The following is a 20,238-nucleotide window of genomic DNA, read 5'->3' as shown; positions in this document are numbered from 1 at the left end:
GCGGGCCTTGCGTGGTAGTTCCCTGGGTTCGTTGTTGTCAGCGCGCCGGAGCTCCGGTGGACGCGCGGACCACGAGCCGCGGGGACTCGAGGTCGGGCTCGGTGGCCTCCCGGCCGTCGACGAGCTCGAGCAGGCGCCGGGCTGCGGCCCCTCCCCAGGCGACGACGTCGGTGGCGACGCTGGTGAGCGGTGGCTGGACGTGGGCGGCGAGCTCGGTGTCCTCGTAGCCGACGACCGACAGCTCGCCCGGCACGTCGACGCCGCGCGCGTGCGCGACGGCGAGGCCGGCCATGGCCATCACGTCGTTGGCGTAGACGACAGCCGTCGGCGGCTCCGCCAGGTCGAGCAGGGTGCGGGTCGCGGCGGCGCCGGACTCGGCGGAGAAGTCGGTCTCGACGCACGGGCCCTCCGGCAGCCCCGCGGCGGCGAGCGTCTCCGCCCAGGCCTGCTTGCGGGAGGTGCCGTGCACGTACGCCGCCGGGCCGGCCACGTGCGCGATCCGGGTGTGGCCGAGGTCGATCAGGTGCTGGACGGCCGCCGCGACGCCGGGCTTGTCGTCGACGCCGACCGCCGGGAAGAAGCCGCCGCCCAGCGCCGGCCCGACCACGACCGCCGGCACGCCGATCTCGGCGAGAAGGGCGATCCGGGGGTCGTCGACGAGCAGGTCGGTGACGAAGACGCCGTCGACCCGGCCGCCGTGCGCCAGCCGCCGGTAGCTGTCGTGCTCCCGCTGCTGGTCGGCGACGACCTGCAGGAGCAGGGCGTAGTCGTGCGCGGCGAGCTCCTGCTCCACCCCGGCGATGAACGACGGGAAGAACGGGTCCGCCCGCAGCGTCTCGGGCTTGCGGGCCAGCACCAGGCCGACAGCGAACGCCCGCGACACGGACAGCGCCCGGGCCCGCGAGCTCGGCGTCCAGCCCAGCTCGCGCGCGGCGGCGAGGATCCGCTCGCGGGTGTCCGCGGCGACGCCGGGCCGGTTGTTCAGCGCGAACGAGACCGCACCCTTCGACACGCCCGCGGCCCGGGCGACGTCGCTGATGGTGGGTCGGCTCACCTGCAGCACTAAACCGGTTTAGAGGGAGCGCGTCAAGGGATCGGTCCAGACCGGGGCCGCGGCGGGCCGCGGCGGCGGCTCAGCCGCGCGGGACCTCCCAGACGTCGGGCATCCGTAGCGCCGCCCACGCGTCGAGGTCCGCAGGCTCCCCCGTGAGCGCCGCGCGCAGCACCGTCCAGGCGGTGCCGTGGCCGACCAGGACCACGTCGTCGACGGGGTGCCGCGCCAGGATCTCCCGCACCGCCGGGACCAGCCGCGCCTCGAGGTCGGCGAGCGGCTCCCACTCCGGCATCGACCGCTCCCCCGGCCGCGCGAACGCTCGCCGCACGGCGTCGTGGAAGTCACCGCGGTCGTCGAACCAGCGCGCCTCCCGGCGGTGCTCGACGAGGTCGGGAGCCACCCGGACCGGAGTCGTCGTCAGCCGGCGTGCGGTGGCCAGGGCCTTGGGCTCCGGCGAGGAGTACCAGCGGGCCCGCCGCGGGAGCCGCTCGGACACGGCCAGGGCGGCAAGGTCGGGCAGGCCCGCCGGGTCGAGCTCCCAGCGGTCGGCCGGCAGCGCCGGGTCCACGCGCGGACGGGCGTGCCGCACGAGGTACAGGCGCGCCACGACCCGGCCCGTCAGAAGACGAGGTAGTGCAGCAGCAGGTAGGTCGGTGCGGCCGTCGCCAGGATGGAGTCGAGCCGGTCCATCAGGCCGCCGTGGCCCGGGATGATCTGGCTCATGTCCTTGATCCCGAGGTCGCGCTTGATCACCGACTCGCACAGGTCGCCCAGGGTGGCCGCGACGACGGCGACCAGGCCGAGCAGCACCCCGACCCACCAGGCTCCGTCGAGGAGGTGGTCGACGAGCAGCCAGCCGGCGACGACTGTGAAGAGCGTCGAGCCGGCGAAGCCCTCCCAGGACTTCTTGGGCGAGATGACCGGGGCCATCGGGTGCTTGCCGAACAGCACGCCGGCCGCGTAACCGCCGATGTCGGAGGCGATGGTGACCAGGATGAACGTGACGATGGCGAGGTCGCCGCGCGGCTCGGCCAGCATCAGCGCGACGAAGCCGCCGAGGAACGGGACGTAGAACGCCGTGAAGGCGGTGGCCGTGATGTCCCGGACGTAGCCGGGCACGCCGCCGCGCAGCCGCCACAGCATCGCCGTGAGCACGGTGACGGCGGTCGCCGTACCCATGGCGGGGGCGCCCCAGACGTACGCCGCGAGCACCATGACGATGCCGCCGACCATCAGTGGTTCGCGCACGAGGGTGATCTCGCGGGCGCTGAACGCCTGGCCCAGCTCCCAGATCGCGACCGCAACCGCGGCGACCACGATGAGCATGAAGCCGGGCTTCCAGAAGAACAGCGACGCACCGATCGCGACCAGCAGCACGATCGCGGACCCGACAGCCGCCGGCAGGTCGCGGCCGGCGCGGCTGGGCTTCTTCTCCGCCGCGGGAGGGGTCGCCGACGCCGCGGCAGGGCTGTCCGCCCCGGCCACGGGGGTGTCGTCGGGCGTGCTCATCGCCGTCGCTCGTGCGCTCGGGTCTACCTGCCGGTCAGACCTCGAGCAGCTCGGCTTCCTTGTGCTTGAGCATCTCGTCGATCGAGTCGACGTGCTTCTTGGTGAGCCCCTCGAGGCGCTTCTCGGCGCCGGTCACGTCGTCCTTGCCGATCTCGCCGTCCTTCTCGAGGCGCTCGAGCGCCTGCTTGGCGTGACGGCGGATGTTGCGCACCGAGATGCGGCCGTCCTCGGCCTTGGTCTTGGCGAGCTTGATGTACTCCTTGCGACGCTCCTCGGTGAGCTCGGGAAACACCACCCGGATCGTCTTGCCGTCGTCGGTGGGGTTCACGCCGAGGTCGGAGTCGCGGATGGACTTCTCGATCGCGGAGAGGGCGCCCATGTCGTAGGGGGCCACGATGATCACGCGCGGCTCGGGCGCGGTGAACGACGCGAGCTGCTGCAGCGGCGTCGGGGTGCCGTAGTAGTCGGCGGTGAGCTTGTGGAACATCGACGGGTTGGCGCGACCGGTGCGGATCGCCGCGAAGTCCTCTTGGGTCACGGCCACGGCCTTGTCCATCTTGGCGTCGGCCTCTTTGAGGGTCTCGTTGATCACGGCTGCTCCTTGGTCGTTGGTCGTGCGACGGCCGCCCGCTGCGGGGCGGTGCGGGACTCAGACGTCCCGGGACACCGTCGTACCGATCTTCTCACCCGACACGACGCGGGCGATGTTGCCCTCGACCGACAGGTTGAACACGATCATGTCGATGTCGTTGTCGCGGCACAGGCTGACCGACGTGGCGTCGGCGACCTTGAGGCCTCGGGTGAGGAACTCGTCGTACGTGAGCTGGTCAAACTTCACCGCGTCGGGGTTGCTCGCCGGGTCGGCGTCGTACACGCCGTCCACGCCCTGCTTGCCCATCAGGATGACCTGGGCGCCGATCTCGAGCGCGCGCTGGGCGGCGACGGTGTCGGTGGAGAAGTACGGCATGCCGGCGCCGGCGCCGAAGATGACCACGCGACCCTTGTCGAGGTGGCGCATCGCGCGGCGGGGGATGTACGGCTCCGCGACCTGGCCCATCGCGATCGCGCTCTGGACCCGGGTCTCGACGCCCTGCTTCTCGAGGAAGTCCTGGAGGGCGAGGCAGTTCATGACCGTGCCGAGCATGCCCATGTAGTCCGCGCGCGAGCGGTCCATGCCGCGCTGCTGCAGCTCCGCGCCGCGGAAGAAGTTGCCGCCCCCGACCACGACCGCCACCTGCACCCCGGAGCGGACGACCCCGGCGATCTCACGGGCGATGCCGTTGACGACGTCGGGGTCGACTCCCACCCGACCACCGCCGAACACCTCGCCGGAGAGCTTGAGCAGGACGCGTCGGTAAGCCGTCACGGGCAGTCCCTTCGATTGAGGTGCGGGCACAGAAGAAGGCCGGTCCCGAGCGCGTTGATGTGCTCCACGGAACCGGCCTCCCTGCGAGTTCGTCGACGTTCGTGGGTCGACCTGAACCCTATCTGGTCAGGCGCCGACCTCGAACCGGGCGAAGCGCTTGATGGTGACACCGGCCTCGTCGAGGACGGCCTTCACCGACTTCTTGCTCTCCTGCACCGACGGCTGGTCGAGGAGGGCGACCTCCTTGAAGAAGCCGTTGAGGCGACCCTCGACGATCTTGGGGAGCGCGCCCTCGGGCTTGCCCTCCTCGCGCGCGGTGGCCTCGGCGATCTCGCGCTCCTTCTCGACGATGTCCGCCGGGACCTCGTCGCGGGAGACGTACGTCGGGCGCATGGCGGCGACCTGCATGGCGGCGCCGCGGGCGGCGTCCTCGCTGGCGCCGTCGTACTCGACGAGCACGCCGACGGCCGGCGGCAGGTCGGCCGCGCGGCGGTGCATGTAGGTGACGACCGGGCCGTCGAAGTAGGCGACGCGGCCGAGCTCGATCTTCTCGCCGATCTTCACGGCGAGACCGTCGACTACCTCGCCGACGGTGCTGTCACCGAGCTTGACGGCCTTGAGCGCCTCGGCGTCGCCGGCCTTGGCCTCGTTGGCAGCCTCGGCGATCTGCTGGGCGGCGGCGATGAACTCGTCGTTCTTCGCGACGAAGTCGGTCTCGGAGTTGAGCTCCACCAGCGCGCCACCGGCGTTGGCCACGAGGCCCGCGGACGCGGTGCGCTCCTCGCCACGCTTCTTCATCTTGTCCTGGCCCTTGACGCGCAGGATCTCGACGGCCTTGTCGAAGTCGCCGTCGGCCTCCGTGAGCGCCTTCTTGGCGTCCATCATGCCCGCGCCGGTCTGGTCGCGGAGCTTCTTGACGTCGGCAGCGGTGATTGCCATGTCTGTGCACTCCCTCGTGCTTCGTAGTGGTGCTGCGATGACTGCGGTCGCTGCGGGGCAGCGGGGCGGGCGCGTCGACGCCCGGGCGCGGGTGCCGACCGGGAGTCCCGGCGGCACCCGCGCGTGGCGGGTCAGGCCTTGTCGCCCTCGGCGTCGGCGGGCGCCTCGGCAGCAACCTCGGCCGGAGCCTCGGCAGTGGCCTCGGCAGTGGCCTCGGTCGCGGTCTCGGCCGGAGCCTCGGTCGCGGTCTCCGCGGCGGCGTCGGCGGCGGGGGCCTCGGACGCGGCACCGGTCGCCTCGGCGGCCGGAGCGACCGGGACCTCGGCCGCGGTGTCGCCGCCGGTCGCGGCGGTGGCGGCCTGGTCGGCGTCGCCCTGCAGGAGCTCGCGCTCCCACTCGGCCAGCGGCTCCTCGGCGCCCGGGGCGCTCTCACCCTCGCCGGCCTTGGCGCCCGAACGGGCGATCAGGCCGTCGGCGACGGCGTCGGCGACCACGCGGGTCAGCAGCCCGACGGCGCGGATGGCGTCGTCGTTGCCCGGGATCGGGAAGTCGACCTCGTCGGGGTCGCAGTTGGTGTCGAGGATGCCGATGATCGGGATCCGGAGCTTGCGGGCCTCCTCGACGGCGAGGTGCTCCTTCTTCGTGTCGACGACCCACACCGCGGACGGCGTACGGGTCATCTCACGGATACCGCCGAGCGTCTTCTCCAGCTTGTCGCGCTCGCGCTTCATCTGGAGGAGCTCCTTCTTCGTGCGGCCGGAGCCGGCCACGTTGTCGAAGTCGATCTCGTCGAGCTCCTTGAGGCGGTTGATCCGCTGGTGCACGGTCTGGAAGTTGGTGAGCATGCCGCCCAGCCAGCGCTGGTTGACGAAGGGCATGCCGACGCGGGTCGCCTGCTCGGCGATCGCCTCCTGGGCCTGCTTCTTGGTGCCCACGAACATGATCGTGCCGCCCTTGGCGACCGTGTCCTTGATGAAGGCGTAGCTGCGGTCGATGTAGGCCAGCGACTGCTGCAGGTCGATGATGTAGATGCCGTTGCGCTCGGTCATGATGAAGCGCTTCATCTTCGGGTTCCAGCGGCGGGTCTGGTGCCCGAAGTGGACGCCGCTCTCGAGGAGCTGGCGCATGGTGACGACGGCCATGGCTGTCGGTCCCTCTTCCGTGTTCATGACCCGGGGGGCGTCCGGCAGCCGGCGCGAGCCCGCTGCCGACCCGCCGGGTCGGCTCTCAGTTGTCGCAGGTGACGGGTGTCCCCTGCCCTGGCGCCCGGCGCCGTCAGGACCCGCGCCGGATCGCTCCGGTGAGGGACTGAGTGACGGTCGCCCGCGGTGGCCCGTCGCCCGGCCTGTCAGGCTGGACGGCGACCCGGAGCGGAACGAGCGCGCGAAGTCAACCCGCATGCACGGGTTGCTCCGGCGAGTCTATCCCGCGGCGGCAGGTGGCCGCCAATCGGCGGATCCGGCCCCGGTTCCCGCCCGGTTCACTCCACAGCCGCCCCGTCCCGGCCCCTGTCCCCAGGCTCCGCCGTCCCCACCTCCCTGCGTCCCCACTGCCCGCGACGCTGCCTCCATGCACCCACGAACCCGCGCCCTGGCCGTCCTCGTGCCGGCCCTGATCCTCCTGCTCGCCCCGGGCGTGCCGGCGGCGGCCGACGACCTGGCACCCGTCCCGACCGGCGCCGCCGTCTGGCCGCTCTCCCCCGTCCCTGAGGTCGGCGAGCGCTTCGACCCGCCCGACACCCGCTGGGGCGCCGGCCACCGCGGCGTCGACCTCCGCGGCACGGTCGGGCAGCCCGTCCGTGCGGCGCTCCCGGGCCGGATCACGTTCGCCGGGTCGCTGGCCGGCCGCGGGGTCGTGGTGGTCGACCACGGCGCCACCCGCACCACCTACGAGCCCGTCGACCCCTCCGTCTCCGTCGGCGACGCCGTCCGCGCCGGCGACCGGATCGGCACCCTGCAGCTCGGCGGGTCGCATTGCTTCCCGGCCGCGTGCCTGCACTGGGGCCTCCGGGCCGGCGAGGCCTACCTCGACCCGCTCACGCTCGTCGGCGCCGGACCGGTCCGCCTGCTGCCGCTCGGCGCCGACGCGCACGGCGCCGCGACGCTCCGGCACGGGACGTCCCTGCCGGCCTGGGCTGTCGCGACAGGCGCGTCACCGGCTCCGTCGGCCGCCCCGCCCTCGGGCGCCGGGCCGGCCGGCACGGCCGCGCTGTGGCGCGGTGGGCCGGCCCCGTGACCGCCACGGTCAGGCGCGCGGGTGCGCCTGCCGGAACGCCTGCCGCAACCGGTCGGTCGTCACGTGCGTGTAGATCTGCGTCGTCGCGAGCGAGGCGTGCCCGAGCAGCTCCTGCACCGAGCGCAGGTCGGCTCCGCCCTCGAGCAGGTGCGTGGCGGCCGTGTGCCGGAGGCCGTGCGGACCCAGGTCCGGCGCGCCGGGCACGTCGGCCAGCCGCGCGTGCACCATCGACCGCACCGCGCGCTGGTCGAGCCTGCCGCCCCGGGCGCCCAGGAAGAGCGCCGGACCCGATCCCGACGCCGCCAGCTCCGGCCGGCCGCGGCGCAGCCAGGTGTCGAGGGCGCGCTCCGCCGGCCCGCCGTACGGGACCGTGCGCTCCTTGCGGCCCTTGCCGAGCACCCGCACCACCCGTCGTTCGTGGTCGAGGTCGTCGACGTCGAGCCCGCACAGCTCGCCGACCCGGATGCCGGTGGCGTACAGGAGCTCCAGCACCGCCACGTCCCGCAGGCCCACGGCACTGCCGTCGTCGGCCCGGGTCGCGGCCGCTTCGAGCAGCGCGCGGGCCTCGTCCGCCCGCAGCGCCGGCGGTAGGGTGCGCCGCGCCTTCGGGGAACCCAGCTGCGCGCCGGGATCGGTCTCCGTGCGGCCGGTCCGCAGCAGCCAGGCGCTGAACACCCTTGCGGCCGTCGCCCTCCGGGCCATCGTCGTGCGCGCCTTGCCGAGCGTCTGCTGCTGGGCCAGCCAGCTGCGCAACGTCCGGAGGTCGATCGTGGTCACGTCGACGTGCCCCAGCCGGGCGGCGTGCTCGAGCATCGCGGACAGGTCGCCGAGGTACGCGCGCACCGTGTGCGGGGTCAGGTCGCGCTCGGAGACCAGGTGGCGCTCGTAGTCGGCCAGCACGGCCGCCATCGCCTCCGGCAGCTCGGCCTCGTCCATGCCGCGAGTCTAGGAAGGCACGGCGGCCTCCCCCGGCATTGCCGCCGCGGCGTCGCCCGGGTCCTCGTCCGGGTCCTCGCCACGGTCCGGGCCCGCGCCCGTCGCCCGGTGCGCCCGCGCGAGCCGCCATTGGTCGCCCCGCCTCTCGACCGCGCCGGTCGCGAGCAGCGCCTCGAGGGCCTGGCGGGTGGCGCCGACAGAGAGCCCGGCGGTGCGGGCGATGGCGGTCGCCGGCGCTCCTCGGACGACCGGCGTCGCCTCGAGCACGCGCCGCTGGGTGGCTGGTAGCCGGTCGCGCGCGGTCTCGGGTCCGCGCGCGACCGGGGCCAGGTCGTCGCCGAGCGCACCGAGCAGCTCGACGACGTGGGCCGCCTCGGTGACGAGCTGGGCCTCGCGGGTGCGGAGCATCTCGTGCACGCCCTGGCTCGGTGCGCTGGTGACCGGGCCGGGCACGCCCATGAGCACCCGGCCCAGACGGCCGGCCCAGTTGGCGGTGTTGAGGGCACCGCTGCGCAGGGCCGCCTCGACGACGACGGTGCCGCCGGTGAGTGCGGCGATGACCCGGTTGCGAGTCAGGAACCTCAGCCGCGTCGGAGCGCAGCCGGGCGGCAGCTCGCTGACCACCAGGCCGGTGGCGGCGATGTGTCCGAGCAGGGCGGCGTGACCGGCGGGGTACGCGCGGTCGACGCCGCAGGCGAGCACCGCGACGGTCGGCCCGTCACCGGCGAGGGCGCCGCGGTGGGCGGCCCCGTCGATACCGAACGCGGCACCGGACACGACCGTGAAGCCGGCAGCGGCGAGGTCGTGGCCGAGGCTGCCGGCGATGTCGCCGCCGTAGGTCGTGGCGGAGCGCGAGCCGACCACGGCGGCGGACCGGGCGCAGGCCTCGGCGAGTCGCAGCGGGCCGCGCACCCAGAGCCCGAGGGGCGCGCCGCCCTGGCGTTCGACCGGTTCGCAGCGGTCGAGGTCGTCGAGCTGGGTCGGCCACTCGTCGTCGCCGGGGACGACGAAGCGGATGCCGGCGCGCGCCGCCTCGTCGAGCTCGCGGACCGGGTCATGGCCGCGCAGCCGTTGCGCGATGTCGGTGAGGACGCCGTCGAGGTCGCGTTCGTCGCGCAGGTGGTCGTGCACGCGGGTGGCGCCGAGCTCGCGGACGACGCGCTGGACGCGCAGGTCGCCGGGCTCGCTGAGCCGGCTCAGTGCGGCGCGCGCGACCCGCTCGTCGTCGGTCGGGCCGGTCACGACGCCGCCTCGACGGCTTCCACGGCCTCAGCTGCCTCGCCCGGCTCGACGGTCTCCGCGGGATCGACCGGGACGGGTGCGGGACGGACGAGCGTGCGCAGCTCGAGCGGGCGGCCGGTGCGGAGCCGGAGCGCGGTGTCGACCTCGACGGGCCCGGGGCGGCCGACGCCGGCGAGGTCGGCGACCGTCCAGGCGAGCCGGTGCACGCGGGTGGCGCCGCGGCGGGTGAGGACGCCGGCGTACAGCTCGGTGTCGAGGCGCTGCTGGGCGCGGGGGTCGAGCGGGAACCGTTCGGTGAGCACCGGGCCGGGTACGTCGGTGTTGAGCCGCCAGGGGGTGCCGGCGTAACGGAGCGCCTGGCGTTCGCGGGCGGCGACGACGCGGGCGCGGACCGCCTCGGAAGGCTCGGGTGCGCCGAGGGGGTCGTGCAGCTCGTGGGGGCGGACGGGTTCGACGTGGCGGGTGATGTCGATGCGGTCGGCGATCGGCCCGCTGATCTTCTTGCGGTAGTCGCGGCGGCGGACCTCGGTGCAGGTGCAGCGGTTGTCGCGGTGGTGGGGTGCGTACTCGCCGCAGGGGCAGGGGTTGCAGGCGAGGACGAACATCGTGTGGGCCGGGTACGTGGCGGTCTCCTCGCCCCGGGCGATGGTGATCTCGCCGCTCTCGAGGGGCTGGCGGAGCGCCTCGATGATGTCGGTGTGGAAGAGCGGGAACTCGTCGAGGAAGAGGCAGCCGGTGTGGGCGCGGCTGAGCTCGCCGGGCCGGACCCGACCGGTGCCGCCGCCGAGCAGGCTGGTGCGTGAGGCGGAGTGGTGCGGGGCGAAGAACGGCGGCCGGCTGATCATCGAGCTCCCGGGAGGTAGTACGCCGGCGAGCGAGTGGATCGCGGTCAGCTCGAGCGACTCCTCCAGCGAGAGGTCGGGCAGGATCCCGGGGATGCGCTCGGCCAGCGTGGTCTTGCCGGCGCCCTTCGGCCCGCTCAGCATCAGGTGGTGCCCACCGGCGGCGGCGACCTCGAGGGCGAACCGTGCGTCGGCCATGCCGAGCACCTCGGCGAGGTCGAGGTCGGCGATCCGCTCCTCGCCGCGCCAGGAGAGCAGCGGCCCGGAAGCCATCGGCTCGACCGGCTTGGCGTCGGGGATCTCGTCGCCGCGGAGCAGCGCGACGGCCTGGGCGAGCGAGCGGAGGCCGAAGACCTCGACACCGGGGACCATGGCGGCCTCGTCCACCTGCGGCTCGGGTACGGCGACCCGGGTGAGGCCCTGGGCCTTCGCCGCCATCACCATCGGCAGCACGCCCGGCACGCAGCGGAGGCGGCCGTCGAGGGACAGCTCGCCGACGAACACGTAGCCCTCGAGCATGCGCGGGGTCGGCGGCTTCGGGGCGTTGTCCTTCTCGTCGTCGCGCAGGGCGGGCCGGCCCGCGGCGGCGAGCACGGCCAGGGCGATCGCGAGGTCGAAGTGCGGCCCGCGCTTGGGCAGGTCGGCCGGGGAGAGCAGGATCGTCACGCGGCGGGTGACCGGCCAGGTGAACTTCGAGTTGGTGACGGCGGCGCGGCACCGGTCGCGGCCCTCGGAGATCGAGGTGTCGGGCCGGCCGACCAGCGCGGTCGCGACGAGGCCGGGCGAGACGTCGACCTGCACGTCGATGAGATGTCCGGTGGCACCGCTGAGGGCGATCGTCCGGGCGGTGGCGAACCCCATCAGGCCACGCCCCGCACGTGGTCGATGCGGGCCGCGCCCGCGGCGGGAGCCAGCACGGCGACGAGGTCGACGCGCACCTCGGGCGGCCGGACGCCGCGCTGCTCCATCCAGCGGGCGGCGAGCAGCTGCAGGCGCGCCGCCTTGGTCGCGTCGACGGCCTCGTGCGGCGAGCCGTGGGTCATGTCGCGCCGGGTCTTGACCTCGCAGACGACGAGGACCTGACCGTCGCGCAGGACCAGGTCGATCTCGCCGACGTCGCAGCGCCAGTTTCGGTCGAGCACGACCATCCCCTGCTCGACCAGGTGGCGCGCGGCGACCGTCTCGCCGTGCGCCCCGAGTGACTCTCGCTGTCGTGCCGTTGCTGTCATGAGGGTGACGATCGCGCACGTCGCGAGTCACTATTACCGCACGAAGCACGGCCTGTGGAGGGGCAACGACGATGAGACAGTTGTGGACGATTCCCGGCTAGTCGCTCAACCCTCGGTCACTCGAGCTTCGAGTGGCCCAGAGAACCAACTCCGTCACAACAGATGACGACGGCGTGCCGGACGGACCCGTTACCAGCGCCGATCCGGGGCACCCCGAGCCGACGTCCCGTTAGTCAACAAGCAACAGGGACTTCTTTCCGGCTCCCACGTACGGGATGTAGTTGCCGTTCGGGTCCAGTGGAGGATCCGGCAGCGCCTTGGGGTTGAGGAAGATCACTTTGACGGCCTGGAGGCTCGGGTTCCCATTGCTGCTGGTGAGAGTGAGGCCATTGTCCGGCGAGACATCATTCGTGAGTCGGGTTGTGGCATCGGGCTGCTCCCCGATGAATCCGGGACGAAAGTCGACAATCTGGTAATTCTCACACGATCCACAGTCGGGCTGCCGACCGAGTACAGGTATGAGCACGAAGCGCGAAGACTTGTATATCGTCTGACTAATCACGACATCCCCGGAGTATGTCCTTGCGCTTACGTCGCCTACCGTCACGTCATCATTTGTGAAGAAACAGCTCAACACGTCGTTGTTGATTTCCTTGCCCAAAAGCACCGTTGTCGCGGGCTTTCCGTCCTCTGCGCATCCAGTTCCGTCGTCGACATTGGTCAGCAAACCAGCGTATTCCCCACTGACCCCGGTAACGAAGCCCTTCTCTGCCGCCTCGCTGGGCAACCCTGGCTTCGTCCCCACACAGTTGGTGCCGTCGTACGGCCACTCGTGAGCGTCATTTACTCCATCACTGCATACATAGTCCGGCGGCGCCAACCTCGCGGTAGGGAACGGCGCCAGTCCGTGCTCCAACCCGAGCGCAATGTTGCGTGCAATTTCCCCCGGCTCACCGCCCGCGTTCGGAGAAGTTTCCCGGTCCAGACTCAGCGTCCCGAAGTTGCCTTCACTCGGGCCCTCTTCACATGAGAGCGTGGCATTGCCCACCGCGAGAGGCAGAGCCACCAAATTGTCCTGGTTGTCAACGATCGGGGTCCATGCCTTCTGGCTAGCGCCCGCTCCATTGGCACTTTTCTGCCCGAATACACGCACAAACCATGTCCCTTGCGTGCTTATTACGTTCGCTGGCACCGAGGCCAGATTGATTTTGGTCGTTCCCGTCACCGTCCATGCGGCTGGCGTGACACCGATATCCACGTACGTAGGAGCAGGGGGCGTTGACTCGCCAGACTGATAGAAGCCGATCTTGGTGACCGTGTTGAGGTTAGTGCCATTGATAACAAGCGGGACGTTCGTAGAAGGTGACGGATTGTGCGCAATGGCCGGAGGGTCGGACGCCGGACTGGTTTCCAAAGACGTGGCAGTGACGAACGACGTATAAGTGCTCGAGTTTCCCGCATCCGCGAGGTTCACGTTCGTGGCGGCATGCCCGGGCGCAGGCTGGGAGAAGGTTTGCTGACCATAGTCGCAAGGCGCGAAAGCGTAGAAGGGAAGCGTTTTCATCAACGGAGTCTTTATTTCGACAGTCGCCTGACCCCCTACGTTAACGCTGTCAAAACCCAGAACGGACGCGAAACCAAAGTCGACCTGCCGCGGCTGACTGATCACACTGAGCTGGTTAGGGTTTGCCGTAAACGATCGAAACCCGTTGCTGTCCGGCTCGTTCCAGACGCCGTAACCAGCTTCTCCATCCCCGAGCCGACAGTTGAGAAGCTCTCCGGCTGTGGTGACTTGCGTGGGCGATACATCAGGTCCAGTTGGCAAGTTGCGATTGAGATAGGCGACCGCGTCCACAATCGCGGGGTCGTCGACCTTGGGTTTGGTCCACGAGTACGGCCCCTGAACACATACGCTTCCGGCGGCCACTTTGGGGAGGTTTTCGCCGGCGCCACCGGCCAACGCCGAGAAGTCGGCGCGCCTTTGCATCCCGCTCTTTTCCACGAGTGCATGCCCGATGTCGACAGTCAAAGCGCATACTCCGAGCAGCACGAGAGCAGCGATCGCGACCACAATCGCCACGACCCCACCCTCGTCTCGGGAGCGACCCAAAGAACGATTCATGTGCAGCCGCCTCCGGTCGGCACGGTGTTTTCGATTCGCCCAAAGCTCGTGCGAACAACCTCGCCATCATTCGGCACCGGAATGAATGGGAAATGCAGGTTGATTGCCTGGAACTTGACCGTGAGTGCGACTCTCCCACCAACATTGCCGGGAGCCGACACCTCTGAGTTCGACGAGTTGTAGTACACGGGGCCGGTCGCCGTCGTCGAGCCGTCCTCCTTGAAGAAAGTCAACCCCGCGGCAGAGGTGGTTGAGGCGGGCCCCAGCCGCTTGTGGATGTACGCCCTCAGAGTCGAGTTGTCCTGGCAATCGCCGACCGTCAACTCCCGGACGGCGCCGCTGGCTGCACTGGTGCCTGACTGCATCGCGTAGAAGTACAGCCCGTACTGGATGATGCCGAACACGAGATAGATCAGCGGCAGCATGACGAGGGCGAACTCGACCGCTGTCGCTCCGCCGTCATCGCGCCGTCGCAGAACCGCCACGGGTCCCCTCACTCTCCGCATCCGCTCGGACCGAGACCGATTCGATGAATCTCCTCGCGAGAAGGCTAGCGACGGGATGCGGCCTTGTGTCCGTTTTTACCCAAACCGCTCGGACCAGCGAACGGCTTGCCTAGTTCTTCGGCAGCTCGATGTCCGCCGGGGACAGCTCCTCGACGTTGACGTCCTTGAAGGTCAGCACCTTGACGTTCTTGGCGAACCGGGCTGGCCGGTACATGTCCCACACCCAGGCGTCGGTCATCGACACCTCGAAGAACACGTCACCCGCCTCGGTGCGCGCCTTCACGTCGACCTGGTTGCAGAGGTAGAAGCGCCGGTCGGTCTCCACGACGTACTTGAAGATCGCCACCACGTCGCGGTACTCGCGGTAGAGGTGGAGCTCCATCTCGGTCTCGTACTTCTCGAGATCCTCCGCGCTCATCGGCCCACCTCCACGTGTTCGAGCTCCACAGCCGTGGACTCAGCGTCATTGTTACCGACCATGGCCAGATCGTCCGGCACCGGCTCTCCGGCGGCGATGTACGCGGCGCGCCGCACGTTGACGAACCGGCGGCGGTGGATGTCGCACGGCCCGTGCGTCTCCAGGGCGGCGGTGTGCGTGGCGGTGATGTAGCCCTTGTGCGTCTTGAAGTCGTACGCCGGGTAGCGCGCGTCCATGCCCGCCATGATCCGGTCGCGCGTGACCTTGGCGATGACCGAGGCGGCGGCGATGCAGGCGGCGACCCGGTCGCCCTTCCACACGGCCAGGCCGGGCACCTCCAGGCCGTCGACCGGGAACCCGTCGGTCAGCACGTACGACGGACGCACGTCGAGCCGGGCGAGGGAGCGTCGCAACGCCTCGACGTTCGCGACGTGCATCCCGAGCCGGTCGCACTCGTCGTGCTCGACGACCACCACCGACCAGGCGAGCGCCCGCGCGAGCACCTCGTCGTAGCAGCGCTCGCGTGCCTTGGCGGTGAGCAGCTTGGAGTCGGCGAGGCCCGGCACCTGGCCGCGCTTGCCGTCGGGCAGGATCGCGGCCGCCGCGACCAGCGGACCGGCGCACGCGCCGCGCCCGGCCTCGTCGACACCCGCGATCGGCTCGAGGCCGGCCCGGCGGAGCGCCCGCTCGTAGCCGTACAGGCCGGCGTCGCGGCGGATCGTCAGTCCTCGGGGCAGCGCACTCATCTCGTCACCATCGTGACACTCGGGCCGGGCAACGGGTCAGTCGACCGACTCGAAGGTCGCCGGTCGCTGCAGGAGCTTGGCGTGGCCCAGCGGCCAGACGACGGCGAACACCTTGCCGACCACGTCGTCGACCGGGACCTGACCCCCGCCCGGGTCGCCGAGGTGGACGCGGGAGTCCGCGGAGTTCGACCGGTTGTCGCCCTGCACCCAGAGGTAGCCCTCCTCGACCTTCACGTCGAAGTCGATCATCGAGGGCTGCTGGCCGGGCGCGAGGTAGGCGCCCTCGTTCAGCGGGACGCCGTTGACGGTGATCCGGCCGCGCTTGTCGCAGCACTTCACCCGGTCGCCGCCGACACCGATGACCCGCTTCACGAGGTGGCCGCCCGTCGGGTAGAGGCCGAACAGCTCCAGCGCCTTCGCGACCGGGTTGGACGACTCGCCCGCGGCCGCGTCGAGCCAGCCGCCCGGGTCGGCGAACACCACGATGTCACCGCGCTGCGGCTCGCCGTCGCCCCAGTAGGACACCTTCTGCACGAGGATCCGGTCGTTGAGGACGAGCGTGTCGTTCATCGAGCCCGACGGGATGTAGAAGGCCTGCATGAACAGGGCCTTGATGACGATCGCCAGGACCAGTGCGACCGCGAGCAGCAGCAGGGACTCCTGCCACAGCGGCAGGCTGGCGCGTGCCTGGGCGTGCCTCCGGGTGCGGTCCGTCGGGGAGGGAGACGCAGAAGACCGCGGCTCCTGCTCGGTGTCGTCGGTGTCCGACGTACCGGCGGGGCCGCGGTCCTCGTGTCGCTGCTGGTCCGTCACGCAGCGAGCCTAGGTCAGCAGGCTCAGCTGGCCGGGGTCGCCTCGCGCTTCTCCTTGATCTTGGCGGCCTTGCCGCGCAGGTTGCGGAGGTAGTACAGCTTGGCCCGGCGCACGTCACCGCGGGTCACGACCTCGATCTTGTCGAAGATCGGCGAGTGGAGCGGGAAGGTCCGCTCGACACCGACGCCGAAGGAGACCTTGCGGACGGTGAAGGTGCGGCCGACGCCGGAGCCCTGGACGCGGATGCAGACGCCCTGGAAGACCTGGACGCGGGAGCGGTTGCCCTCGACGACCTTGACGTGGACCTTGAGGGTGTCGCCGGCGCGGAACTCGGGGAGGTCCTCGCGCTTCACCGAGGCGGCGAGCGTGTCGATGACGTTGGTCATGATGTCTCCTCGTAGGCGCCACAGGTCACCCACGGAACGGGATCGTCAGTTCGTGTCGATCCGGTGGAGCGCCGCGCGGGACACCCCCTGTGGCAGGAGGCCCGCCGACTCCCGTTCCTCGTGGGCACGGACCGTCGGGACGCACGGATCGACGGATCAGTCTGCCACAGCCGCGTCAGCGACCGCTAATCGAGCGCGGCACCCGCTTGCTCATCCCGACGACCCCTGGGCGGACCTCCCCGTGGGAGCGGTAGCCGGCCTTCTTGTAGATCCGCTGGTTGCGGGTGCTGCCCGCTCCCGTGAACAGCTCGTACGTCGTCGCGTCCGGCGGCGCCAGCGCCTCGATCCGGGCCAGCAGCATCCGGCCGAGGCCCCTCCCCTGCAGGTCGGGGGCGACCATCAGCCGGCCGATGTCCCAGCCGGTCCCGTGCAGCCGGCCGCGCACCGCGCCGACCAGCCGGCCCTGCGCCCGCGCGACGAGCACGGTGCCCTCGGTGATCCAGGTCCGCACGTCGTCGTACGACTCGGTCAGCGCGTCGATCAGCACGCCCGGGTTGCTGTGCATCTCCTGCACCCAGCACGCCCGCTGCAGGGTGAGCAGCTCACCCGCGTCGGACGGCTGCACGGTGCGCACCTCGAGGTCGTCGACGACGGCGGACGGGTGCAGCAGGTCGGGCCGGCGCTCGGCGGTACGCCGGACGGCCTGGTCGTGCCGCCAGGCCGCGATGCGTGCGTGGTTGCCGCTGAACAGCACGTCCGGGACGTCGAGGTCCCGCCACGACGGCGGCTTGGTGTAGACGGGGTACTCCAGCAGCCCGGCCGCGCCGTGCGACTCCTCGGTGAGCGACTCCGGGTTGCCCATGAACCCGGGCAGCAGCCGCACCACCGCCTCGGTCACCACCAGGGCCGCGACCTCGCCGCCGTTGAGCACGTAGTCGCCGATCGACACCTCCCGCACGTCCCAGCGGGTGCGGGCGTGGTCGACGACACGCTGGTCGATGCCCTCGTAGCGGCCGCAGGCGAACAGCAGCCGCGGCTTGCTCGCCAGGTCCGCGGCCAACGCCTGGGAGAACGGCTCCCCCGAGGGCGTCGGCACGACCACGACCGGGGCGTCGCCTTCGGCGGTCAGCGCGTCGAGCGCCTCCCCCCACGGCTCGGGCTTCATCACCATGCCGGCGCCGCCGCCGTACGGCGTGTCGTCGACCGTGCGGTGCCGGTCGTGCGTCCAGTCGCGGAGGTCGTGCACCCGCAGGTCGAGCAGCCCGGCCTCGCGGGCCTTGCCGGGCAGCGAGAGACCCAGCGGCGCGAGGTACTCGGGGAAGATCGTGACGACGTCGACCCGCACTTCTCACTCCTCGTCGAGCGGCGTGAGGAGCCCGGGGCGGTCGGCGACGACCAGGCGGCCACCAGCGATGTCGACGGTGGGCACCAGTGCGGTCACGAACGGCACGAGCAGCTCCTGCCGGTCCGGTGTCCGCACGACGACGAGGTCCTGCCCGCCGCCGTGCCGGATCGCCGCGACCTCACCGACGGCCGTGCCCTCGGTGGTCTCGACGGCCAGCCCGACGAGCTGGTGGTCGTAGAACTCCTCGGGGTCCTCGGGCGCCTCGTCGAGCGGGACGTCGGCGGCGAGGACGAGACCGCGCGCGGCCTCGGCGGCGGTGCGGTCGGGGATCTCCTCGAACCGGACCAGGAGCCGGTCCTGGTGCCAGCGCACCGCCTCGACGGTGAGCGCGGCGGGGCGACCCGGTCCGTGCGGCGCACTGCCGCGGGGGGTCTCGGTGGCGAGGACCGCGCCGACGGCGAACCGGCGGTCCGGCTCGTCGGTGCGCGGCTCGACGGACAGCTCGCCGCGGATGCCGTGCGGCTTGCCGATCCGGCCGACCACGACCTGCGTGGTGCTCATCGGTGCTCCTCGGGACGGGCGCGGGAGGGGTGAGGCTGGGTGGGCAGACGCGGAGCGGGAGGCCGCCCGAGGGCAGCCTCCCGCTCCGTTGTCATTGCTCGGTGTCGCTCCGGTGCCGCTCAGCGGCGACGGCGGTCGACGTCGACGAAGTCGATCTTCGCGCCGCCCTTGCCGGCGAGCGCACCGATCACGGACCGCAGCGCCTCGGCGGTGCGGCCCCGGCGGCCGATGACCTTGCCCATGTCGTCGGGGTGCACGCGCACCTCGAGGATCGAGCCGCGACGCAGCTGCTTGTCGCGGACCGTCACGTCGTCCGGGTGCCGGACGATGCCACGGACCAGGTGCTCGAGCGCTTCGGCGAGCACGAGGCTCAGGCCTCGGTCTTCTCGGCGGCGGCGGCCTCGGCCGGCTGCGCCTCACCCTCGGCGTCGCCGCTGGCGGCGGCCGCCTCCGGCGTCTCACCGGCGCCCGCCTCGGCGGCGGGAGCCTCGGCCGGAGCCTCGTCGGCGGCCGGCTTCTCGGCCTTCTTGGACGCCTTCTTGGTGACGGCCTCGGTGGACGGCTCGCTGCCGGCCTCCTTGAGCGCCTCGTTGAAGATGTCGGCCTTGGTGCGCTTCGCCTCGGCGAGCTTGAGGGAGCCCTCGGCGCCTGGCAGGCCCTTGAACTTCTGCCAGTCGCCGGTGACCTTGAGCAGCGCCTCGACGGCCTCGGACGGCTGGGCACCCACGCCCAGCCAGTACTGCGCCCGCTCGGAGGTGACCTCGATCAGCGAGGGCTCCTCCTTGGGGTGGTACTTGCCGATCTCCTCGATGACGCGACCGTCCCGCTTCTTGCGGGAGTCGACGACGACGACGCGGTAGTACGGCGCACGGATCTTGCCCATGCGCTTCAGGCGAATCTTGACGGCCACGAGTGTGGTGTCTCCTTGAGGATCGTGATGGGGTGAGCACCCTCGCGCACCGGTGGGGCCGGGCGGAGCGTGCTGCGCGGTGCCGACGCGGCCGGGTGAGAGGGTCCGGGCGCGCACGACTCAGCCGGATATTCTGCCAGAGACACCGGGCGCAGCTCCAATCGCACGATCCGCGCGGGTCAGGGGGTAGCAGATGAGCACGTTCGTCCCACCCGCCCGGGTGACCGCGCCGCCGCGTCTCACCGAGCGGTACCCCTGGCTGTTCCCGGTCGCGGTGCTCGTGCACCGCGCCCGGCGGCGGCTGACCTGGACGTTCTCGCGCACGTCGTACGCCCACGACCGGAGCTCCGAGCCGCTCCCGCACCGGGTCCGCCGGCACCGGTCGCTGCTGCTCCGCCAGCTCGGCGACCTCGGCGGCACGGAGATGGACCTCCAGCACGGCAAGGTCACCAACCTCCGGCTCGCCGCGGCCCGCGTCGACGGGCTGGCCATCCGGCCGGGCGAGACGTTCTCGTTCAACCGCGTGGTCGGCAACTGCACCCGCCGCAAGGGGTACGTCGAGGGCATGCGGCTGTCCAACGGGTCCGCGCGGCCGGGGGTGGGCGGCGGGATCTGCCAGCTGGCCAACCTGCTGCACTGGATGTTCCTGCACGCCCCGCTGACCGTCGTCGAGCGGTCGGAGCACTCGTTCGACCCGTTCCCCGACAACGGCCGGGTGCTGCCGTGGGGCGTCGGCTGCTCGATCGTCTACAACTACGTCGACCTCGTCGTCCGCAACGACACCGACCGGACCTTCTCGCTGCACGTGACCGTCGGCGACCGCTACCTCGAGGGCGACCTGCGGGTCGACGCTCCCCTGCCGACGTCGTACCGCGTCGAGGCCCGGGACGAGCAGTTCCTCGAGCACGACGGGCGACACTTCCGCCGCAACGAGATCTGGCGCACCAGCATCGACAAGCGCACGGGCGTCCCCCTCGGCGACGAGCTCGTCAAACGCAACTGCGCCCTGGTGATGTACCTCCCCGACGGCGTCTCCGTCGCGCACGTCTGACCCTCCGTACGCCAGGCGACATTATTGA

Annotated in this window: 23 protein-coding genes; 2 read left to right on the top strand and 21 right to left on the bottom strand. The window is 71.4% G+C overall.

Annotation, left to right across the window (positions count from 1 at the left end; genetic code table 11):
* Positions 1-37: 37 nt before the first annotated feature.
* The 7 genes from ETU37_RS10115 to rpsB form a co-directional block, all read right to left on the bottom strand.
* A complete protein-coding gene (locus tag ETU37_RS10115; RefSeq protein ID WP_240755657.1) occupies positions 38-1,054 on the bottom strand; it encodes a LacI family DNA-binding transcriptional regulator in 1,017 nt (338 codons plus the stop codon).
* A 79-nt stretch (positions 1,055-1,133) separates the two neighbouring features.
* On the bottom strand, positions 1,134-1,661 hold the full coding sequence (locus ETU37_RS10110) for a histidine phosphatase family protein (protein WP_165372477.1): 528 nt from the start codon (positions 1,659-1,661) through the stop codon (positions 1,134-1,136).
* A gap of 11 nt (positions 1,662-1,672) precedes the next feature.
* Entirely contained in the window at positions 1,673-2,563 is an 891-nt protein-coding gene (locus ETU37_RS10105; protein WP_129987152.1) for a phosphatidate cytidylyltransferase, read from the bottom strand.
* A 34-nt stretch (positions 2,564-2,597) separates the two neighbouring features.
* Positions 2,598-3,152, bottom strand: a complete 555-nt coding sequence (gene frr, locus ETU37_RS10100) for a ribosome recycling factor (protein WP_240755670.1) — start codon at positions 3,150-3,152, stop codon at positions 2,598-2,600.
* 60 nt (positions 3,153-3,212) lie between these two features.
* A complete protein-coding gene (pyrH, locus tag ETU37_RS10095) occupies positions 3,213-3,935 on the bottom strand; it encodes a UMP kinase (RefSeq protein WP_129987334.1) in 723 nt (240 codons plus the stop codon).
* A gap of 120 nt (positions 3,936-4,055) precedes the next feature.
* Positions 4,056-4,868: a translation elongation factor Ts gene (tsf, locus tag ETU37_RS10090; RefSeq protein ID WP_129987148.1), complete on the bottom strand. Its 813-nt coding sequence runs from the start codon at positions 4,866-4,868 to the stop codon at positions 4,056-4,058.
* A 131-nt stretch (positions 4,869-4,999) separates the two neighbouring features.
* The gene (rpsB, locus tag ETU37_RS10085) at positions 5,000-6,010 is read right to left on the bottom strand and encodes a 30S ribosomal protein S2 (RefSeq protein ID WP_129987146.1); all 1,011 of its coding nucleotides are present in this window, start codon (positions 6,008-6,010) and stop codon (positions 5,000-5,002) included.
* Between the two features lie 427 nt (positions 6,011-6,437).
* Between rpsB and ETU37_RS10080 the strand changes: the two genes are divergently transcribed.
* Positions 6,438-7,103, top strand: coding sequence for a murein hydrolase activator EnvC family protein (locus tag ETU37_RS10080; protein ID WP_129987144.1), 666 nt, complete (start codon positions 6,438-6,440; stop codon positions 7,101-7,103).
* A 9-nt stretch (positions 7,104-7,112) separates the two neighbouring features.
* On the opposite strand, the gene ETU37_RS10075 is transcribed toward ETU37_RS10080, so the two are convergent.
* The 14 genes from ETU37_RS10075 to rpsP form a co-directional block, all read right to left on the bottom strand.
* Complete coding sequence (locus ETU37_RS10075; RefSeq protein ID WP_129987142.1) at positions 7,113-8,039, bottom strand: tyrosine recombinase XerC; 927 nt, start codon at positions 8,037-8,039, stop codon at positions 7,113-7,115.
* 9 nt (positions 8,040-8,048) lie between these two features.
* Positions 8,049-9,281: a DNA-processing protein DprA gene (gene dprA / locus ETU37_RS10070; protein WP_129987140.1), complete on the bottom strand. Its 1,233-nt coding sequence runs from the start codon at positions 9,279-9,281 to the stop codon at positions 8,049-8,051.
* Positions 9,278-10,984, bottom strand: a complete 1,707-nt coding sequence (locus tag ETU37_RS10065; RefSeq protein WP_129987139.1) for a YifB family Mg chelatase-like AAA ATPase — start codon at positions 10,982-10,984, stop codon at positions 9,278-9,280. The genes dprA and ETU37_RS10065 overlap by 4 nt, the downstream gene beginning before the upstream one ends.
* The gene (locus tag ETU37_RS10060; RefSeq protein WP_129987137.1) at positions 10,984-11,352 is read right to left on the bottom strand and encodes a YraN family protein; all 369 of its coding nucleotides are present in this window, start codon (positions 11,350-11,352) and stop codon (positions 10,984-10,986) included. The genes ETU37_RS10065 and ETU37_RS10060 overlap by 1 nt, the downstream gene beginning before the upstream one ends.
* A gap of 229 nt (positions 11,353-11,581) precedes the next feature.
* A complete protein-coding gene (locus ETU37_RS10055; protein ID WP_165372476.1) occupies positions 11,582-13,432 on the bottom strand; it encodes a pilus assembly protein TadG-related protein in 1,851 nt (616 codons plus the stop codon).
* Positions 13,433-13,470: 38 nt separating this feature from the next.
* Positions 13,471-13,959, bottom strand: coding sequence for a TadE/TadG family type IV pilus assembly protein (locus ETU37_RS10050; protein WP_206053843.1), 489 nt, complete (start codon positions 13,957-13,959; stop codon positions 13,471-13,473).
* Between the two features lie 130 nt (positions 13,960-14,089).
* Positions 14,090-14,398, bottom strand: a complete 309-nt coding sequence (locus ETU37_RS10045) for a DUF2469 domain-containing protein (RefSeq protein ID WP_129987132.1) — start codon at positions 14,396-14,398, stop codon at positions 14,090-14,092.
* Complete coding sequence (locus tag ETU37_RS10040) at positions 14,395-15,144, bottom strand: ribonuclease HII (RefSeq protein ID WP_129987130.1); 750 nt, start codon at positions 15,142-15,144, stop codon at positions 14,395-14,397. The genes ETU37_RS10045 and ETU37_RS10040 overlap by 4 nt, the downstream gene beginning before the upstream one ends.
* 36 nt (positions 15,145-15,180) lie before the next feature.
* On the bottom strand, positions 15,181-15,957 hold the full coding sequence (gene lepB / locus ETU37_RS10035) for a signal peptidase I (protein WP_129987128.1): 777 nt from the start codon (positions 15,955-15,957) through the stop codon (positions 15,181-15,183).
* 23 nt (positions 15,958-15,980) lie between these two features.
* Positions 15,981-16,343 (bottom strand): 50S ribosomal protein L19, encoded by a 363-nt coding sequence (rplS, locus tag ETU37_RS10030; RefSeq protein WP_129987127.1) that lies wholly within the window; start codon positions 16,341-16,343, stop codon positions 15,981-15,983.
* A 175-nt stretch (positions 16,344-16,518) separates the two neighbouring features.
* Positions 16,519-17,688, bottom strand: coding sequence for a tRNA (guanosine(37)-N1)-methyltransferase TrmD (gene trmD, locus ETU37_RS10025; RefSeq protein ID WP_129987125.1), 1,170 nt, complete (start codon positions 17,686-17,688; stop codon positions 16,519-16,521).
* Between the two features lie 3 nt (positions 17,689-17,691).
* On the bottom strand, positions 17,692-18,249 hold the full coding sequence (gene rimM, locus ETU37_RS10020) for a ribosome maturation factor RimM (RefSeq protein ID WP_129987123.1): 558 nt from the start codon (positions 18,247-18,249) through the stop codon (positions 17,692-17,694).
* A 119-nt stretch (positions 18,250-18,368) separates the two neighbouring features.
* Positions 18,369-18,614 (bottom strand): RNA-binding protein, encoded by a 246-nt coding sequence (locus ETU37_RS10015; protein WP_129987122.1) that lies wholly within the window; start codon positions 18,612-18,614, stop codon positions 18,369-18,371.
* Positions 18,615-18,619: 5 nt separating this feature from the next.
* Positions 18,620-19,159, bottom strand: a complete 540-nt coding sequence (rpsP, locus tag ETU37_RS10010) for a 30S ribosomal protein S16 (protein ID WP_129987121.1) — start codon at positions 19,157-19,159, stop codon at positions 18,620-18,622.
* Between the two features lie 193 nt (positions 19,160-19,352).
* On the opposite strand from rpsP, the gene ETU37_RS10005 reads away from it, so the two are divergent.
* Positions 19,353-20,210, top strand: coding sequence for a VanW family protein (locus tag ETU37_RS10005; RefSeq protein WP_129987119.1), 858 nt, complete (start codon positions 19,353-19,355; stop codon positions 20,208-20,210).
* The last annotated feature ends 28 nt before the right edge of the window (positions 20,211-20,238 follow it).

Source organism: Nocardioides iriomotensis (genome assembly GCF_004168035.1).
Classification (GTDB): Bacteria; Actinomycetota; Actinomycetes; order Propionibacteriales; family Nocardioidaceae; genus Nocardioides_B; species Nocardioides_B iriomotensis.
The sequence above is the reverse complement of the archived record's forward strand: the minus strand, read 5'-3'. Positions and strand labels throughout refer to the sequence as shown.

Bases quoted from the DNA above. Each gene is read 5' to 3' on its own strand.
- ETU37_RS10105 (WP_129987152.1), bottom strand. From the start codon at position 2,563: ATGAGCACGCCCGACGACACCCCCGTGGCCGGGGCGGACAGCCCTGCC.
- tsf (WP_129987148.1), bottom strand. From the start codon at position 4,868: ATGGCAATCACCGCTGCCGACGTCAAGAAGCTCCGCGACCAGACCGGC.
- rpsB (WP_129987146.1), bottom strand. From the start codon at position 6,010: ATGGCCGTCGTCACCATGCGCCAGCTCCTCGAGAGCGGCGTCCACTTC.
- ETU37_RS10080 (WP_129987144.1), top strand. From the start codon at position 6,438: ATGCACCCACGAACCCGCGCCCTGGCCGTCCTCGTGCCGGCCCTGATC.
- ETU37_RS10075 (WP_129987142.1), bottom strand. From the start codon at position 8,039: ATGGACGAGGCCGAGCTGCCGGAGGCGATGGCGGCCGTGCTGGCCGAC.
- ETU37_RS10065 (WP_129987139.1), bottom strand. From the start codon at position 10,984: ATGGGGTTCGCCACCGCCCGGACGATCGCCCTCAGCGGTGCCACCGGA.
- ETU37_RS10060 (WP_129987137.1), bottom strand. From the start codon at position 11,352: ATGACAGCAACGGCACGACAGCGAGAGTCACTCGGGGCGCACGGCGAG.
- ETU37_RS10045 (WP_129987132.1), bottom strand. From the start codon at position 14,398: ATGAGCGCGGAGGATCTCGAGAAGTACGAGACCGAGATGGAGCTCCAC.
- ETU37_RS10040 (WP_129987130.1), bottom strand. From the start codon at position 15,144: ATGAGTGCGCTGCCCCGAGGACTGACGATCCGCCGCGACGCCGGCCTG.
- rplS (WP_129987127.1), bottom strand. From the start codon at position 16,343: ATGACCAACGTCATCGACACGCTCGCCGCCTCGGTGAAGCGCGAGGAC.
- rimM (WP_129987123.1), bottom strand. From the start codon at position 18,249: ATGAGCACCACGCAGGTCGTGGTCGGCCGGATCGGCAAGCCGCACGGC.
- ETU37_RS10005 (WP_129987119.1), top strand. From the start codon at position 19,353: ATGAGCACGTTCGTCCCACCCGCCCGGGTGACCGCGCCGCCGCGTCTC.